The following is a 16,610-nucleotide window of genomic DNA, read 5'->3' on the forward strand; positions in this document are numbered from 1 at the left end:
ATGGCAAACCCATTCGAGAAGCGTGCGACTGAATATCTACGTGACGACGAAGCCTTTCTTGCCGTTGTCACGCCTGAGCCGCTAGCGACATTTTTCCAGAAGCCGGCGGAAGAGGGGCGGCTCTACGATAGACTGGCTATGATCATCGGGACGCCGGGCAGCGGCAAGACGACCCTCGCGCGCCTTTTCCAATTCTCGACATTGCGCACGCTGTTGCGCAACCGCACGATGAACTCTTATAAGCCGCTGATTGATACTCTCAGCGCCTGTGGGGCAATTGCCGATCAACGGCCGACGTTGATTGGCGGCCGGATCCCGCTTGAAGCCGAATATCGCGAGTTTTGGGAATTCCCCTATCCCGACGAATTGAAGACAGGGCTGATGATCGCGCTCCTTCAAGCGCGGACGGTGCTTGCCTGGCTGCGGAACGTCCAGGCCGCTGGCATCGGCCTGGATCAGGTCGAGATTGTTCCGCGTGCCGACGCTGTGGCAGCCCTCACTGCTATCGGCGGAACGACAGGGCCGGCACTGCATGCTCGCGCGCGGGAGGTGGAGCTTGCCATCTATCGAATTTCGGCAGCCCTGGTTCCTCCGGAGATCGACGAAATCGACAGCGAGGCAGCCGCCGCCTACAGACCGTTCGATGTTATCGAGGCATTTCACATCGCTGCGGGCGAGGAGACCTTCGATCTTCGACCGCTCGTGATTTTCGATGACGCGCACAGCCTTCATCCGACACAGCTCATCGCCCTACAGCGCTGGCTCAGCCGACGCGAATTGAAGGTGTCACGTTGGATACTCACACGGCTTGACGCGCTCACTCCGTCCGATGTGCTGCTCGACGACGGGTCCGCCGCGACGGCCGATGAGCCGGGCTTCAAGCGCGCCAGGGAAATCACCAGCATCTGGATGCAAAGCGGGGAAGACCGAGCCAACCAGCGCCGGGCGTTTCGCAAGATGGCGAAGGACATGGCTGGCCGCTATCTCGTCCAGATGGAGGTTTTCAATCGCCGGCGGCTCCACAACCTTGGCGATCTTCTCTCGACTCAGTCGGAGACGATTGCGCAATCGAAGCGAGAGAAACTCGCCAAGCAGGTTGAGACGCTTCAACGTCGCTATGCCGTTTCGGCCGAGCGCCGAAGCGGACTTGAACAGGAGGTTGCCGACTATTTGGAGGGTGCCGACGAAGACGGTGAGGATCTTCGGTTAGCTATGCTCGCAATTCTGCTCGAGCGTTATGCCAAACGGGTCCCTCAGCGCGGCCTCTTTGAGGAAAACGCAGAAGACACCGAGCCAAGCCGCCCGCTGACTGCCGATGCCGGCGTAGCGGATGGCGCGCGGGTCCATCTGCTCCACCGATATGATCGGCCATATTATTTTGGCATCGACCCGCTCTGCGACGCCAGCTCCGAGAATGCAGAGCAATTTCTGCAGCTCGCCGCCAGGCTGGTGTCGCAGTCGGAAACCCAACTGATCCGATCGAAGCCGGCGACGCTGACCAGTGGCGTACAACACCAGCTATTGCGCGAGCGCGCCTCCGAAATGGTACGAGAATGGGACTTTCCCCAGCATCAGCTCGTCCGCCGTCTCGCCGAGAGGATCGCCTCCGAATGCCTAGCCAAGAGCCTTGAAGGCAATGCCTCTCTAGGTGGAGGGGCATCAGCATTCGGGATTCCCCAGGAGGAATTTGACACGATCCCGTCAACCTATCCTGACCTGGCGCGCGTTCTGCAGTTCGGCGTCGCATACAACGCGTTCATGTTGGTTCCCAACTATGGAACGAAGAAGCGCCTATGGTGCCTGGTCGAGCTCGGCGGTGTCCTGTTGCTGCACCATGGTCTCACTCTGAAACGCGGCGGCTTCCTCGAGCGCCACGCCGACCATCTCGTTCGGCTTCTGGGCGAGGTCTGACATGGGACGCGAGCGGCGCTGGGATCCGTGTGTCTCACATCGAGGTGCGGAAGTTGACGGATTTATCGTCGAGTATTTCGGAGGCGTCGGCCGGAAAGTCTTACTGATTGCCGGCGCTGGCTTCGATCCGCGCTCGACCGCCGTCGCCGAACGGCTGAAAGCTGCCGGGGCATCCGTGCGCGCGATCCTGTTTCAAGAAAACCGGCCTAAGCCGGCGCAGGACCTCATAAACCGAGCCACATCAAACGCGGGATCACTGACCACAGCCGTCGGCAACCATGTCGTCATTCCTGTCGAAATTTTCGGAACGGACGGGGCTGTTGTCGGCGGCAGAAATATAGCCAGTAGCCTTGGCAAGGAAAAGTTCGAGGACATTACCGATGTCGTCGTCGACGCCAGTGCACTGTCAGTGGGCACCAGCTTCCCGATTATTCGCTATCTCGTGGAGCGGATCGAGCGCGGCAAGGGCCCAGCTAACCTGCACGTCTTCGTCGCTTATGACCCAACGCTGGATGCAGCTATTCAATCGGTGCCAAGCGATGCACCAGGTTATGTCCATGGGTTTAAGGGTGGATCTACGCTGGACGGTTCAGCGGCAGCGGCAAAGCTATGGCTGCCCCAACTTGCGACCGGACGCCGTGGCGCACTCGGCAGACTTCATGAGTTCGTCGGGCCGCATGACACGTGCCCAATCCTGCCTTTCCCTGCCAGTGATCCGAGACTTGGCGACAAGCTGGCGGAAGAATTCCTGACTGAGATGGAGAGCGGATGGTCAGTTGACACCCGCAACATCCTCTATGCGGACGAGGCGGATCCCCTCGATCTCTACAGAACCATTCTGCGGCTTGACGACTTGCGAAAGCCGGTCTTCCGCGAGGTCGGAGGCTCGCTACTGGTCTTGTCGCCGCTCGGCAGCAAGGTCATGGCATTGGGAGCGCTGATGGCCGCATTGGAACGAGATTTACCGGTCGCATACCTCGAATCGATAAGCTACGATCTTGACGGGTCAGTTCCGCTTACAAGCTCGACGCCAAATCTTGTACACATCTGGTTGGAAGGCGACGTGTATACACAGCCTCGGCCAGTGCTTCACCGTGAAGGGAGGAGTGCCTCATGAAGACAAAAGACCCCCGGCCCAAAGCGTTCGGCACCGGATTGATCGCTCTCGATCTGGTCATGGGCGCGGACGCCAGATCGCCCGTTCAATCCTGGGCGGGCGGCACCTGTGGCAACGTCATGGCTATCCTGGCATACCTCGGCTGGAACTCCTTCCCCATCGCAAGGATGAACGGGGATCCGGCGTCCCATCGCGTCCGCGCTGATCTCAAGCGATGGGGTGTGGCTCTCGACTTCACGGATTGTGCGCCGACCAGCCACACGCCGATTATCATCCAGCAGATTCGTCGGGACCGCCACGGCTCTCCAACCCATCGGTTTTTATGGTCATGTCCGCGCTGCGGTCAACGCTTACCCAGCTACCGACCTGTCACCCAGGACGCTATCGAAACCGTCGCTGCGAACCTTCCTGGAGCAGCCGTATTTTTCATGGATCGCCTTTCGCGCGCCGCGCTCTCGCTGGCGTCCGCGGCGTCAGCCCAGGGTGCCGTCATCGTCTATGAACCTTCGGCTAGGTCGGATGAGAAGCTCTTTGCAGAGGCGATCCAATTGGCTCACATCGTGAAATACTCCGATCAGCGCCTCGCAACAGCCGGCGGCACAATGCAGGCCGAAAGTGCCACTCTCCTTGAGGTGCAGACGCTCGGCTCTGATGGGTTGAGATACCGTCATCGTCTTGGAGCGGGCATTTCGGAATGGGCGCATCTGAGTGCAATCAATGCACCGAACATGGTTGATACATGCGGATCGGGAGATTGGTGTACCGCAGGGCTTCTGACGAAAGTCGCCGCTCACGGACAAATAGGCTTACGGGATGGTACCGGAGTCTCGATTCACCAAGCCCTTCGATACGGTCAGGCGCTTGCGGCATGGAACTGCGGATTTGAGGGCGCACGGGGCGGTATGTACGCCGTAGACGGCCGCTCCTTCGCCAAGCAGATTGTCTCTCTTTTGGAAGGTAGGCCAAAGTTGTCGATGGTAGCGGCAAAAGCCATTGGCGACGCATCGGTGGCTTGTCCCGCTTGCCCGCCCGAAGATGACGAACGCGATAGGTCTCACCGCCAAGGGCGCAGGTCGGCAGCCGTCGCAGCCTAGTGGCCGTTCGCAAGGGACGATAGGTATCTGGATCAGCTACGCGCGCGTCAACACCACACGCCTGTCGACTGTGGTCCGCCGTTGTTTAGGCCAACAGCCAGCGCAAGAGTCTGCGCGTCCATGAAAGTTTTTGCTCAATAGTTTCCGGATCTGTCCTACCAACGCTTCGGACGTCGAAACCCATGTCTCCCACCGCCGATGGCGGATAGTGCGAGCACGGGTTTTCGGACAAGCGCTTGTACCGGGCGGACTCCGTTACCAGTCCCGAATTGCCGTCATAAGCGAGAAAGGCGCCAACCCGTATTTGCCGGTGCCACGGGGTGATGAGCTGCATCACAAAACCCACGGCAAGCGATGCTAGCACACCGTTCGACCATACGACTTGAGGCTGTCCGCCTGCGGCGCCGTAGTTGCGTGATTCTTCGGCCAACGCATCCTCGGTGACAATACCGAGGCAACGAAGGCAGGGGCTTCCCGGCTGCGATAGCACGACCTGTCCGGCCACCAGGTGGCCCTTCCCTGCTCCCAGCCGGTGGACGTCCATGCCTTGGTCCACATAGGGAATGAGGAACCGGCGGCAGAATGCGTCGAGCTCGTCCTTAGCACGCACGCTATCAAGCCCGCCGACCACGATATCACAGTCTTTCAGGGCGTCTCCGACCTCCTGCCATTGCCTCCGGTGGATTTCAATACGTGCATTCGGGTTGATCGCAAGGATCATGTTTCGCATGATTTCGACCTTGGGCGTAGAGTCCCTAACGTAGCGCCAAGTTCCTCCGATCAGCCGATTCAAGTTCGTCAACGAGATCTGATCGCTGTCGACCAGCACAAACCCTCCCAATCCCGCATGGGCTAGTTGCTGCGCGACGTGCGAGTTTCCGCCCCCGACGCCAACGAGTCCGACTGTGACCTCATCTAGCCGCCTTCCACTGTCACGGCCGAGGAAAGACTGCCGGTCAAGCCAATTCATGGTGTCCACTCCATTGTTCGGTGACCGGTCGGTCGACGCGTACAAAGCGCTCGATCGCCACTGGCCGCGCGGCGGCTTTCAACCACAGAATCCCCGTGGCAGCGTTGTTGCTCAGCACGAGCAATCCGTGCGGCATCTTGGGGACGGACTGGAAAAACCCCGGGACAAACTCGTCAGCACTCTCCAAATCGGTGCCGCTGAACCCGGGCCTTCCTCGCCCACCATGTGAATGGATATGCAGTAGGGTCGAGGCGGGCCGATAAGCATTTTGCACAGCCTTACGCATTGCGTTCGACCCGATACGGGCGCCGACATCATGTGCCATTTCATAGTCATCGTCCGCAACGGGCATGTAGTTGCGCACCATCAGCATGAGTCCGTCCCGCATGGCCGCAACGCCAGCTGTCAGGAAGCCGACGCGTTCGTGTGCGAAGCGATGCGGTCTTTCCAGGTCGTGCCGGACTCCATCCAGCAGAAAACCGTTGATCTTGAGCGTAACCTTCACCGTAGCGGTCCCAGATGATTGGCGAGGATGTCAGTCCAGGGCAGCGTTGCCGGGACGTCGTTGAAGGACATGGCATGCCATTCCCGACCCATGATCTGGTGAACAGTCCAATTCTGGCCGCGATTAGGAAACGGCCTGGAGAGAAACAGGCGTGTGGTGTAGCTTGAGTGGCTGCGCGGCGAGAGCAGGCCATCGACTACTACTGTATCTCCGTTGTGGACGATCTTCATGGCGGGCAGGAAGACGAGGGCCCCGCCCACATCCTCCCACAGTTCGGCGCGCCGGTTGATCCGGCGGATGGAAGCCAACCCCAGCTCGGGTGTCATGAAGACTGCCCGATTGGCGGATGAGAGCCGAACTCCATGCCGTCCCGGATCTTCAGGCTTTCGTCCGGGGCCATCTCGCGAAAGACGCCATCGGCGCCGATAAGATCGAGGCGATAGCCCTCAGGAACGCCGAACACCGCAATCAATTCGGCGGTGGTGTAGGCACGACGCTCGAGTTCAAACTCGATGTCGCCGCCGTAGATTACGGTGACGGTTTTCCTGCGCTTCCGGAGCTTGAAGCGCTCGGTCCCGTTGCCGCCGAGATCAACTTCATCGGCATCATCGAAGACCTGATCAACGCCATCGCGTTCCAAGACCAGCGACTTGTCCTCGCCGGCGCCGGCGAGGAACTTGATCTGCCACGCAAGGAGCTTGGCGCGCGGCCATTCCATCGACAAGCCTTCGACGAAGAACCGGTTCACGTCGCCGCCCTTTATGACGAAGAAGCGGTTCGTGTCCTTCCGGCTTAGTTCGGCGCTTTCAGTTGGCCGCAGCGACTCGAGTTCCCCCGACTTCAGGTGCTTAAGCACCACGAAGTCTTCCACCGGGAGCTTCCCCGCTGCCATTGCAACCTGGGCACCGGTCACGACGGCATCATCAACCTCAACCCTTTCAAACTCAAAATTGCGGTCACCGATTTCGACCTCGAACGCGGTAGGGCCGGAATGGCACCCGCTGTCATTGTCCACCAGAGTTTCCATAACAACTCTCCATGCGGGACGCGCGGATCCACGCCCCAAGCCTTGACGAAATCCCAAAAGGAACAGATAGTCCCGATTCAGTCCGTTGTGAGACTGTATCTAATCGGACTGTTTTCGAATTTCAAGTCCGATTTGGGATTTTGAGGAGACAGATGAAAACCCATGAACACACAACCTCCCCCGACCATCCCCGAACGACGCACTCAAACCCGCCGAACCCGCTGACCTTCTTCTTCGACCTCGCTGAAATCTGGGACCTGAACACCGACCAACAAATAAAACTGCTGGGATCACCGGCTCGCTCAACATACTTCCGGTGGCGCAAGGACGGAGGAGAGGTTTCGACAGACGTACTGGAGAGAATATCCCACCTTGGTTCAATCTATAAGGCGCTCATGATTCTGCTCGATACGCCGGACTCGGCCGTAAAATGGCTGAAAAAGCCAAATAGATACTTCGAGGGAGCGTCCGCACTGGACATCCTGCTAAATGGAACTTTGACGGACATCATCAGGGTCAGGCATTACGTCGATGCCCAACGCGGAGGCTAAGTAAAGGTGTACCCGCAGATCGCAGTTCATGGGCAATATCGGCGGTTAATACCGTCGAAATACCCGACCATCGACATCTATGAGCGGTTCGGATCCCCTGAAATGCGGGCATTCGCGGCCGAACTCGAGAAGGTGACCAACCCCCGGCTCGCAGCCAAGTCGCGTCTGACGGGGGGTGATACCTCAGCTGATTCCGGATCGTCGCGGCTTCAGAACTGGAATCACGCCCCGTTCGCCTATCCTATGCCGGAAGGCACATACATGCTTCCGGCACCATACTCAGTGATGGAACTTGCCGGCGACGAACGGGGCGCGCTTGCGCGCGCTATCGTTCGTCGCGAGGAATTCCTCGCCCGTACGGAAGAACCAGCCTGCGGTGTTGACATGAGAATGATCACGAACCGTGTCCTGGGAACATTCGTTGACCTGCGCGGATTGCCGCCGGACACGCCTGGGTCAGCGCGTCAGAAGCTCGGCCGGCATCTCTATGAGGAGGGCGCGCAGGGTGTGGTCTTTGGCATGACAGAACTGCCCGGCCACGATTTCTTAAGCATCTTCACGTCGGATGCGCTCCCCGATAAGGGTGTCCAGGGCGCCCACTATCGGTTTCGGTGGGACGGCACTCAGATCCACCGCATCTACAGTTTTGGGGAAAACCGTGACATTGATCGCGGCGACATCATCCCGATAAGGAGGGTTGCCGCCTAGTCGATCCAAATCTCTAGCACCGACGAGGTCATGAGTTAGTATCTGGAATCTCGAAAGCCGACCGTTCACAGTCGGCCCAATACTGCCGTGCAGCAATTGGCCCATCCGACCGCCCGGCGACCTCGGCACTCGTCTGCAAAGCGGACCCGCGGGGCGGCTCGCCTGGGATCGGTAGAAGCGGGGCCGATACCGACTTGCGCTCGAGGAGGATCTTTCCGACACGGTGCTCGCAGAGCGCCGAAATCGCGGCATCGAGGTCCGTTCCAGACGCTAGGCCAAGACCGGCGCCACTACGCGTGGCGTAATCCAGGATCTCGTTGCGGCTACGCGCGATGCCCTCTGCCAGATAGTTCGCAAGCCGCGGCGTTAGCCGCTGTTGCCAATCGAACAGGATACGCAAGGTGCGCGCGAGCGTGCCGATGTAGTGGGGGTTGGCCTCGAGATTGATATCGACGATGCCATGCTCGATGCTCGCCCAGAACCGCTCGGACCGGGTGATCTCCAGCGTGCGGCAATGGAACAGGACTGCATCGCAATCGAAGAACGTGGTTTTGACTAGGTCATTCAGTGAGTGGACCGCTACGTAGTCATTGCTGGCCGCCCATGTCGTCTGCAAGGCCCAGACGTCGAAGTCGAAGCGGCCGTACTTCAAGCGATACCCACCGAACCGGTTACGCTCACCGCCCAATTGCGCGAGTAGCGCGTCCAATGCTCCGGGGGCGGCGGCGACCACGACATCAACATCCGACCGGAAGGAATTGCGGCCTTCGCGGGCGAAATCGCGGGGCAGTCCGCCGAAGATCGCACAATCCCCGACCGGGCTCAGACGGTCGATAAGATCGCCGATATCGTGCCCTTGTGGGCCTCGGATGAAGTCGGCGATGTCCGAGCTGAGACCGTGGTCCAGCACATGCTGGGAAGTAGTCACGCCGCACCCCGTGCCCGCAGGTCTTTCAGCAGCGAAATCGCGAAACCGTCTGTCATGCCCGACACCATGTCCGTCATCAGCTGCAGTTCACGGTAGCGGATAGGCATGCGGTTGTCCGGAGCTTCAGCGACGCGGCGGTAATTCTCCGAAATTCGGGAATAGACATAGCTGTGAAGGGGGGACGTTCGCTTCGAGGCGATATCAAGCGGATCTTTCCGGTTGGTGATGGCTGCCCAGAAGATGTCCATGAGTCCGTGAATCGTCTGATGGCCGGTCAGTTCCACCTCGAGCACCTGGCGGTGAGGGTAGATGTGCTTGCCGGCGAATTCCTTAAGCAAACGCCATAGGCGCGCCGCTTTGGACGCCGCCATCAGCTCCTTGTCGAACGTGCCGGCCATAATGGTGTCCAGGTTTGCCACGAAAGCATCTGTCGCCGCGACGATCATCACACCAATCGCGTTGACCCGAAACATCTGCATTGTGATGTCGTCAAGCTCTGCCGCCGACAGGGATTTCTCGCGAAATTCTTGGTGCTGCTCCTTGGCCTTCTCGACTACCTTGAGAACGGCCTCGTCCTCCTCTGCCTTGTGCAACAGGTAGCCGACGAGACGGTCGAAATTGACGAGCCCTTTCTTCGCGGCATCTTCGACATCTACGACGGAGTAGGCGATGTCGTCACAGGCTTCCATGACGAAGGTGAGCGGGTGGCGAATGCCTTCGGCAAGCCCGGTTTCAGCCCAGACTTCCCTTGCGATGTTGGCTTCAGACTGGAAGAAGTTGAACTTCTTGCGAGCCAGGACCGACTTGTTCACCTTGTCTGAAGGACTGGGGTATTTCATTAGAGCTGCGAGGAACGCGTAGCTCATGTTCAGTCCGAAGTCATCGTTGACGATCTGCAAACGGGTCAGCAGCCTGAATGCTTGAGCGTTTCCTTCGAACCGAAGGAAGTCTTCGCGCAATGCGGCGCCATCCAGACCCTCAAAGATCTCTGGCCCTTTGGACTTCACCCAGGATTGGATCGCATCCTCACCTTGGTGACCGAAGGGCGGATTGCCGAGGTCGTGGGCCAGCCCGATCGCTTCGAGTAGGGCAGGGACGTTACGCCCAGCGTTTACGGCTTCGGGCAAATTGAACTTGTCGGGATAGACGTGGACCAGCGCGGTACCGAAGCTGCGTGCCATATTCGCTACTTCATGGCTATGGGTCAGGCGCGTCCGCACGCTGTCGTGGGGGTCCAGTGGAAAAACCTGCGTTTTGTCTTGCATGCGTCTAACAGGCGTCGAGAATAGAATGCGGTCATGATCGCGCTCAAGCTCGGTCCGGTGTTCGGTGGTTTTGGCGGAGCGCTCGGCGGCCTTGCCCTTGGCCTTATCCTTGCGCCGCTGCGCATTGAGCAACTTTTCCCAATTTAGGTCAGCCAATGTCCGTCGCCCTTATCTTCGCTCCGGTATCGGCTCGGTGCTACGATTCGTCAATTGGCAGAACCTGTTGCTAAGGAGAAAGCACGCTAACAAACGATCACCGGCTCTCCAACCAATTGGCGCATCAAGTCCCAATAGCGATGTTCTCTATATGTTCTAAACCGGAATAATCGTAGCGTCAACGGTATCCGCAGCCTCTAACCCATTAGTCGACTTCCTCCGCGATGTGGTCGCTCACGTTCTGGCGTCGAAAGTCTGGTTTTGGGAATCGCAAAAGGGTGATGCGTCCAATAGGGTCGTGAGCCGAATAGCGGTTTCTTGCAGTGGTGAACCGAAAGCCGACCTTCCACACCGGCCCAACCCCAGACCTTCAGTGCCGCAATCTGATCGCGGTCCTTCGGCAGAAATGACTTATGGCCCGGAGAGCAAAGACGGTTTTTTCAGCCTCGATGTTCACGCTACGTGCTTCGATGTTGCAACCAAGTTCGAATGTCGCGGCGCCAGCAAAGTAGAAATGTCGCATGGCGGTGGGGCGGCCACAACGAGAGCGCCGGATCGGGCGTCAGCTGGTCGGGATTGCGCAGCCCGATCGGGTGCGGTTCAGTCAGGCACCCCTCGGCTAGATTAGAGAGCCGCCGCTACGGACTAGCTTCGTTGGCCGGCGTCGACCGCTCGGGATCCGATACTCGCTCAGCATCGTGACGACATCGGCGATACGATTCTTGTCACTCTCCGTCAGCCGCAGATCGACCTCGACGGATGCGCGCCCGACTTCCGGTACGGGCGCCTCAGTGGGCGCTTGCTCACGCCGGTAACCAGGCGGCCTGCCGGGCTTGCGACCGCGTTTCACATAACCGTTGCTCTCAACGCCATCAGGGATTCCGAACATGTGGTCGGTCTGGCCGGTGCGGCGCGGCCCGCGTTGGCTGCGCTGCAGATCGCGGCCGACCTGCATCTCGGCAACCATCTCCAGGGCGGCGTCCAGCCGCTTGTTCTCGACGATCGCCGAACGGTGAACCGAGCGCAGCTCATCGAAGGCTCTGTAGGGCAGGGCGACACCCTCATGCATGATATCGAGACGGCCATCAGGATAGTCGCAGACGACCACCTTCTTGCAGGCAAGCTTCTTCGCCAATTCGGTCGGGTGCAGAATGAACATCACCTTGTCGTAACGCAGCGTCAGAGCCTGCGTCAGCGTGCGGACCTCCTTGCGGCACAAGGCCCCGTCCAGGTTCTCGTGATCGGCGAAGGGACGGTGCATGTCCTTCGGGTTGCGTGGCTCCTTGGCAAAGCGCGCATTGAAGTCCGCCATGAACTCAGCCGCATAGCGTTGGCCGCCTCGATCGTGCTGATGCCGCGCAGGCGCAGCTCCTTCACAAGCCGGTCCTGCAGCGTCTGGTTGGCGCGCTCGACGCGGCCCTTCGCCTGTGGGGAGTTGGCGCAGATGATGTCTATGTTGAGCTCGTAGAGCGCCCGGCCGAACTGCGTCAGGCCGCTGCCGCGGTCCAACTTGGAACCATGCGTCGTCCGGAAGATACCGTGCTTGTCGCTGTAGAAGGCCAACGGCTTGCCCCATGCCTGCAGATAGGACTTCGCCGCGTGAAAGTAGTCAAACGTGTTCTCCGACCCGGCAAAGCGCAGATGTAGGAGCCGGCCGGTCGCGTCGTCGATGAAGACGAGCAGGGCGCATTTGGGCCCGCGCTCCTCGAACCACCAGTGATGCGAGCCGTCGATTTGCACCATCTCGCCGAGACAGTCGCGCCGGCCGCGCGGCTGGTGCAGCCGGCGCTTGCGCTCACGGCGCAATGTCCAGATGCCCGCCTCCGTCATCCATTTGCGCAACGTCTCCTTGCTTACCGCAAGCTGGTGCCGCTCAAACAGCTTCTCGCGCGCCAGCGTTGGACCGAAATCGCCGTAATGCTCCCGAATCAGCTCCAGCGCAAAGTCGCGAACGCCATCAAGAATGCGGTTGTTGGAGGGACGGCCACCCGCCTTGTGGCGAAGAGCCGGCGCGCCTTCAGACTGAAACGTCTTCATTAGCCGCTGGACTTGCCTGGCCGAGACGCCGAGCAAACCCGCAGCCGTGGCGCTGGTCATTCTTCGCTCACTAACCCTCGACAGAACCTCAATCCGCTGCAGCTCGCGTTCGCTCATCAGAACCAGTCCCCAACCTGCAATCTCCTGTGCGCTCGAAGGCGGGGAGATTGGCAAGGCAAATGCAGGGGCGACATTCCTACTTTGCCAGATCCGGACATTTTAACTTAGCTGCTACATTCGAAAGTCGCATAATTGGCAGCGTGGAACCTGTCAGCCGTTTTAACGCACCTGACCCTCGCCAGAGGATGCACTCTCCAAATGAAGTTTGAATGTTCCCTTATTCCCAGAAGTCTGGATTGCTTGGGAAGCCTTCAATGACCTTGAGGTGTAAGAAAAGAGACTTGGCCGAACCCGGATCGATCTCTCGATCGATCTTCGCCTGACCGATCTTCAGGGCATGGTAAAACCGCTGAGCCTCAACAAAGTTGATTTATCCGGACGATCGTCATCTTGGGCGCCGCTGGCGTACTGGTCACCTTTCGGGACAGTGGCAGCGCCCTCTAGTGTCACGCCTCGCAGCTGGACATTCCTCATTTTATCGGGCCTTGCCACGGGTGCGTCATGGCTCTGCTATTTCCGCGCGCTGAAGCTTGGTGACGCAGCGCGGCTTGCGCCTGTCGACAAGCTCAGCGTTGTCATGGTCGCCATTTTTGCGGTAATTTTGTTGGGCGAGCGCCTGTCCGGCTAGGGCGTGTCCTCAGTTAGGGGATTCCCAAATCAGTCTTTGAGTGATTCATAGGCGGTCGGTTTGATTTGGGGAACCGACCGATGCGGCGATATGGACTTCGCGACGACCAATGGGATCGGATCAAGGATTTCCTGCCCGGCCGGGAAGGCCATGTAGGTGGGACGGCGCAGGACAACCGGCTGTTTGTCGAAGCGGTGCTCTACCGCTACCGGGCAGGCATTCCCTGGCGCGACCTGCCGCCGCGTTTCGGGGACTGGAAGATTGTCTGGCAACGCTTTGACCGGTGGGCCAAGAGCGGCGTTTTTGACCGTATCTTCAAGACTTTGGCCAGTGACCACGACAACGAGTACATGTCGCTGGACGCGACCATCGTGCGGGCTCACCAACACAGCGCCGGCGCCCAAAAAAAGCGGGCGAAGACCAAGCCATCGGACGCTCCCGAGGCGGACTGACCACCAAGATCCACGCCATGGTCGACGCCTTGGGCAACCCCGTCGGCTTCTCTCTGACCCCTGGCCAAGCCTCCGATCTTGGCCAGGCTGAGCCGTTGCTCGACCAAGTCGACCCGCAAGCCCTTCTTGCGGACAAGGCCTACGACGCCGAGGCCCTCATCCGAACCCTTGAGGACCGACGAATCACGCCGGTCATCCCACCCAAGGCCAACCGCGTCACGCCGCGCCAGACCGATTTCGCGCTCTACCGCGAGCGCAATCTCGTCGAGCGGTTCTTCAACAGGCTCAAGCACTTCCGCGCCATCGCCACCCGCTATGACAAGACCGCGCGTAATTTCCTCGCCGCCGTTCAACTCGTCGCTATAACTTTCCTCCTCAACTGAGGACACGCCCTACAACTGGCTCGGGATCCTGCTGGTCGCCACCGGTGCAATCCTGATCGCTTACCGTTGAAGCGATTGTCCCTTGGCCGGGGGACAACTACTAGGGAAGGTTCATCACGGCCTCAAAGCCGTCTGACTGTCTGGTTGCCGGAGACTTGAACTGGATAGTACCCCCCATTCTTTCCACCAGTGAGGTCGCGATAGACAGGCCAAGGCCAGATCCGCTCGCCTCTGTACGTCCTCGCTTGCAACGCGTGGTGAGGTCGTCGAGGTTGGCCGCCGCCACAACGGGTCCGGCATTGGTAACCGTCACGATGCCAGGGTCTGACAGGGCAATCGTGACGGGTCTGTCGTCGCTGCCATGGATAAGGGCGTTCTCGATCAGATTGCGCAACACGATGCCGAACGCGTCGACATCTATCCGTCTTACCATCGAGAACGTGGGCGGTGCATCAACCGTCAGACGGCCTGAATACTCCCGGGTTCGCTGAAACTCGTCCGCGACCAGCCGAACGACCGGAACAAGGTCGGTCTCTGTGTCCGACAGCCCGATGCCAGCGTCTGCGCGGGCCATTTGAAGCAGCTTTTCTGTCAAACGGCTGAGATTGGTAAGTGAGCCTTCAATCTCCCTCGCACGTTTCCTGCTGGCCCCATTCGGCAGTTCGCGCACCAGCCGTTGGGTCTGCGCCAGCGCGCCGGCAATGGGCGTACGCAGTTCGTGCGCGCTGTTGGCGGCAAACTCGCGCTCGCTCTCCAGTGCCGTGCGCAGGCGGTCGAGCAATCGATCTACGGACGTCCGGATGGATTGCAGTTCAATCGGCATTCCAACTGTAGAGATTGGAGCCAGGTTGCCGCCGTCCCGGGCGCCGATCTCGGCCCGCAGATCATCCAGCGGCGCAAGCATCCGCCGCACAATCCACCAGATGCCACCTATGCTGAGTGGAACAAGAAGCAGCAGCGGCAGGAACAAGGCTGTGGCGCTTTCGGCCATTGCCTCCTGACGATGGTCAAGCGGATCGGCGACCTGAAGAAACAGCGATCCGCTCACAGCGTCCGTGCTGTAGATGCGATGTGTCGGCGAATCGAAGAAGCCCTTCTGCAGAGGCGCGTCGAATGGCTGAGGCTGGACGTCGTGTGAATATATCAGCACGCGACCATCTCGATCGCGCAGCTGGTAGGTCAGGTAGCTTTCACCTGCGACCGTACTCGCGCGCATGCGCCGTGGTGACGATCCTGAATCCTGAGAAAGCTGGCCCTCCACGACCAATGGCAACAGCCGGTCGGCGGTTTCTTGCAACGCGCTGTCGAAGATTTCGTCCAGCTCTTCACGGATAACAAAGGCGCTGACAGCTACGGCGGCGATCCAGAAAAGAACGGTGGCGACCGTCATCCAGATTATGAGCCGACGCGTGATGCTGATTGATCGAGTCATACCGCAAGCCTGTAACCGACCCCGCGCAAAGTCGATATTTTTTTGGCTCCCAGCTTCTTCCGAAGGCGGCTTACATAGACCTCGACAGTGTTGCTCTCCACTTCCGCCCCGAATTCGTAGAGCGCGTCTTCGATCGCATTCTTCGGGACGGTGGCTCCGGGTCGACTGGAGAGAGCGTCCAGAACTGCCCACTCGCGGCCGGTCAGTTCTACGATCACGCCGTCTACTTTCGCAATCCTGTCCGCGGAGACTATCTCGACCCCTCCAAACTTGATGGAAGGACCTGACGGAGCGGCGCCAGCACGGCGCGCCACAGCGTGGATTCGCGCTGACAACTCTCCGAGGTCGAAAGGTTTCACAAGGTAGTCGTCCGCGCCCGCATTGAGCCCCTCAATCCTGTCAGAGATCTGGTCGCGAGCAGTCAAGACAATCACCGGCGTACGATCTTCACGCGCCCGCATCGCACGGAGATATTCCACGCCAGATCCATCAGGTAGCTGGAGATCGAGCAACGTCAGTCCGTACCGGGCGACGTCGGCGAATTCGCGCGCTTGCAGGAGTGACTGCGCCCAATCGGCGGCATGGCCGTCTGCGGCGATGTGGTCCCGCACAGCACTTCCAATCCTTTTGTCGTCTTCAACGAGCAATATGCGCAAAGCCAATCCCAATCATGAATTGCCCGACACACTATAGCACCTGATGGCTTCCAGAACCGGTGGCTTTCAGGCTGGTGTCAGGTTCGCGTGTCATGAAGCGGTGACTTGAAGTTCGTGTCCGGAGTTGACGTGACAGTCCTGCACGTAGCCGCGCTGGTAATCGCATCGACATTCTCGGCCCTGGCCGCAGACGCCTGCGATGTGCCGGTGGTCGACTGGCAACCGCGCGAGACCCTGAAATCACAACTGGAGTCCGCAGGCTGGAGCATAATGTCCATCTCCGGAAAGAGCGGCTGCTACGAAGCAACCGGCACGGACAATGCCGGCCACGTCGTCGTCGCCACGTTCAATCCCCAAACGCTCGCGCCTGTCGGACAGCCGCATGAAATCCCCAAGTCCTAGACCAAGGTATGTTGCATGAAATCGAGTATCAGTTGGGTTCATGTTGGTTGCCTTCTTGGCCCATTGGTAATCGCCGTCGTCCTGCTGGCGTCGTTCGGCCAGGTCAGAGCGCATGACAGAACCCCAGCATGCGTGGCGCAATCCGTGATCGATTTCGTGTCCGATTCCTGTCGGTAAGCACTTCGGTCAAGCAGTAGCTCCCAGAAATTTTGAAAAGGCGTCCGTTTTGACAGTGCTTCGCTCGACCGCCAGGCATGACCTGGGATTT

General features: G+C 59.4%; 14 protein-coding genes and 3 pseudogenes. 8 read left to right on the forward strand and 9 right to left on the reverse strand.

The genetic code is table 11. The annotated features are described in order from the left end of the window. The 3 genes from NKH36_RS27730 to NKH36_RS27740 are packed head-to-tail and all read left to right on the forward strand — an operon-like array spanning position 1 to position 4,122. Positions 1–1,911: a hypothetical protein gene (locus tag NKH36_RS27730; RefSeq protein ID WP_352962857.1), complete on the forward strand. Its 1,911-nt coding sequence runs from the start codon at positions 1–3 to the stop codon at positions 1,909–1,911. A gap of 1 nt (position 1,912) precedes the next feature. After that, positions 1,913–3,028 (forward strand): hypothetical protein, encoded by a 1,116-nt coding sequence (locus NKH36_RS27735; RefSeq protein WP_352962855.1) that lies wholly within the window; start codon positions 1,913–1,915, stop codon positions 3,026–3,028. Further along, positions 3,025–4,122: a PfkB family carbohydrate kinase gene (locus tag NKH36_RS27740; RefSeq protein WP_352962852.1), complete on the forward strand. Its 1,098-nt coding sequence runs from the start codon at positions 3,025–3,027 to the stop codon at positions 4,120–4,122. Before NKH36_RS27735 ends, NKH36_RS27740 begins: the two co-directional genes overlap by 4 nt. Before the next feature lie 85 nt (positions 4,123–4,207). Here the strand turns inward: NKH36_RS27740 and NKH36_RS27745 are convergent, their stop codons facing one another. Genes NKH36_RS27745 through NKH36_RS27760 form a run of 4 tightly spaced genes read right to left on the reverse strand, consistent with a single transcriptional unit; the run spans position 4,208 to position 6,624 of the window. Beyond that, positions 4,208–5,092, reverse strand: coding sequence for a HesA/MoeB/ThiF family protein (locus NKH36_RS27745; protein WP_352962850.1), 885 nt, complete (start codon positions 5,090–5,092; stop codon positions 4,208–4,210). Beyond that, positions 5,079–5,597: a hypothetical protein gene (locus tag NKH36_RS27750; protein ID WP_352962848.1), complete on the reverse strand. Its 519-nt coding sequence runs from the start codon at positions 5,595–5,597 to the stop codon at positions 5,079–5,081. Before NKH36_RS27750 ends, NKH36_RS27745 begins: the two co-directional genes overlap by 14 nt. Next, a complete protein-coding gene (locus tag NKH36_RS27755) occupies positions 5,594–5,923 on the reverse strand; it encodes a hypothetical protein (RefSeq protein ID WP_352962846.1) in 330 nt (109 codons plus the stop codon). The genes NKH36_RS27750 and NKH36_RS27755 overlap by 4 nt, the downstream gene beginning before the upstream one ends. Continuing rightward, positions 5,920–6,624, reverse strand: coding sequence for a multiubiquitin domain-containing protein (locus tag NKH36_RS27760; protein WP_352965268.1), 705 nt, complete (start codon positions 6,622–6,624; stop codon positions 5,920–5,922). Before NKH36_RS27760 ends, NKH36_RS27755 begins: the two co-directional genes overlap by 4 nt. 152 nt (positions 6,625–6,776) lie before the next feature. Between NKH36_RS27760 and NKH36_RS27765 the strand changes: the two genes are divergently transcribed. Then, positions 6,777–7,175: an antitoxin Xre/MbcA/ParS toxin-binding domain-containing protein gene (locus tag NKH36_RS27765; RefSeq protein ID WP_352962841.1), complete on the forward strand. Its 399-nt coding sequence runs from the start codon at positions 6,777–6,779 to the stop codon at positions 7,173–7,175. Positions 7,176–7,181: 6 nt separating this feature from the next. Next, positions 7,182–7,883, forward strand: coding sequence for an RES family NAD+ phosphorylase (locus NKH36_RS27770; RefSeq protein WP_352962839.1), 702 nt, complete (start codon positions 7,182–7,184; stop codon positions 7,881–7,883). A gap of 28 nt (positions 7,884–7,911) precedes the next feature. On the opposite strand, the gene NKH36_RS27775 is transcribed toward NKH36_RS27770, so the two are convergent. The 3 genes and pseudogenes from NKH36_RS27775 to NKH36_RS27785 all read right to left on the reverse strand — a co-directional run. Continuing rightward, positions 7,912–8,793 carry a hypothetical protein gene (locus NKH36_RS27775; RefSeq protein WP_352962837.1) on the reverse strand — a complete coding sequence of 294 codons (882 nt, stop codon included), beginning with the start codon at positions 8,791–8,793 and terminating at the stop codon, positions 7,912–7,914. 14 nt (positions 8,794–8,807) lie between these two features. Next, positions 8,808–10,232, reverse strand: coding sequence for a dGTP triphosphohydrolase (dgt, locus tag NKH36_RS27780; RefSeq protein ID WP_352962835.1), 1,425 nt, complete (start codon positions 10,230–10,232; stop codon positions 8,808–8,810). Between the two features lie 772 nt (positions 10,233–11,004). Further along, positions 11,005–12,386 (reverse strand): annotated as a pseudogene (locus NKH36_RS27785) (ISNCY family transposase); the annotation flags it as partial. Between the two features lie 375 nt (positions 12,387–12,761). Between NKH36_RS27785 and NKH36_RS27790 the strand changes: the two are divergent. Together NKH36_RS27790 and NKH36_RS27795 are read left to right on the forward strand one after the other, a co-directional pair. Next, positions 12,762–13,017 (forward strand): annotated as a pseudogene (locus NKH36_RS27790) (EamA family transporter); the annotation flags it as partial. A gap of 80 nt (positions 13,018–13,097) precedes the next feature. Then, positions 13,098–13,852, forward strand: a pseudogene (locus NKH36_RS27795) (IS5 family transposase). Between the two features lie 100 nt (positions 13,853–13,952). On the opposite strand, the gene NKH36_RS27800 reads toward NKH36_RS27795, so the two are convergent. After that, positions 13,953–15,242: a sensor histidine kinase gene (locus NKH36_RS27800; RefSeq protein ID WP_352962831.1), complete on the reverse strand. Its 1,290-nt coding sequence runs from the start codon at positions 15,240–15,242 to the stop codon at positions 13,953–13,955. 38 nt (positions 15,243–15,280) lie between these two features. Then, positions 15,281–15,940, reverse strand: coding sequence for a response regulator transcription factor (locus NKH36_RS27805; RefSeq protein WP_352956274.1), 660 nt, complete (start codon positions 15,938–15,940; stop codon positions 15,281–15,283). A gap of 114 nt (positions 15,941–16,054) precedes the next feature. Here NKH36_RS27805 and NKH36_RS27810 point away from each other — a divergent pair, with 114 nt between their 5' ends. Further along, positions 16,055–16,342, forward strand: coding sequence for a PepSY domain-containing protein (locus NKH36_RS27810; RefSeq protein WP_352962895.1), 288 nt, complete (start codon positions 16,055–16,057; stop codon positions 16,340–16,342). Positions 16,343–16,610 lie beyond the last annotated feature (268 nt).

Origin of the sequence: Mesorhizobium sp. M1312, assembly GCF_040318115.1 — a bacterium.
GTDB lineage: Bacteria > Pseudomonadota > Alphaproteobacteria > Rhizobiales > Rhizobiaceae > Mesorhizobium.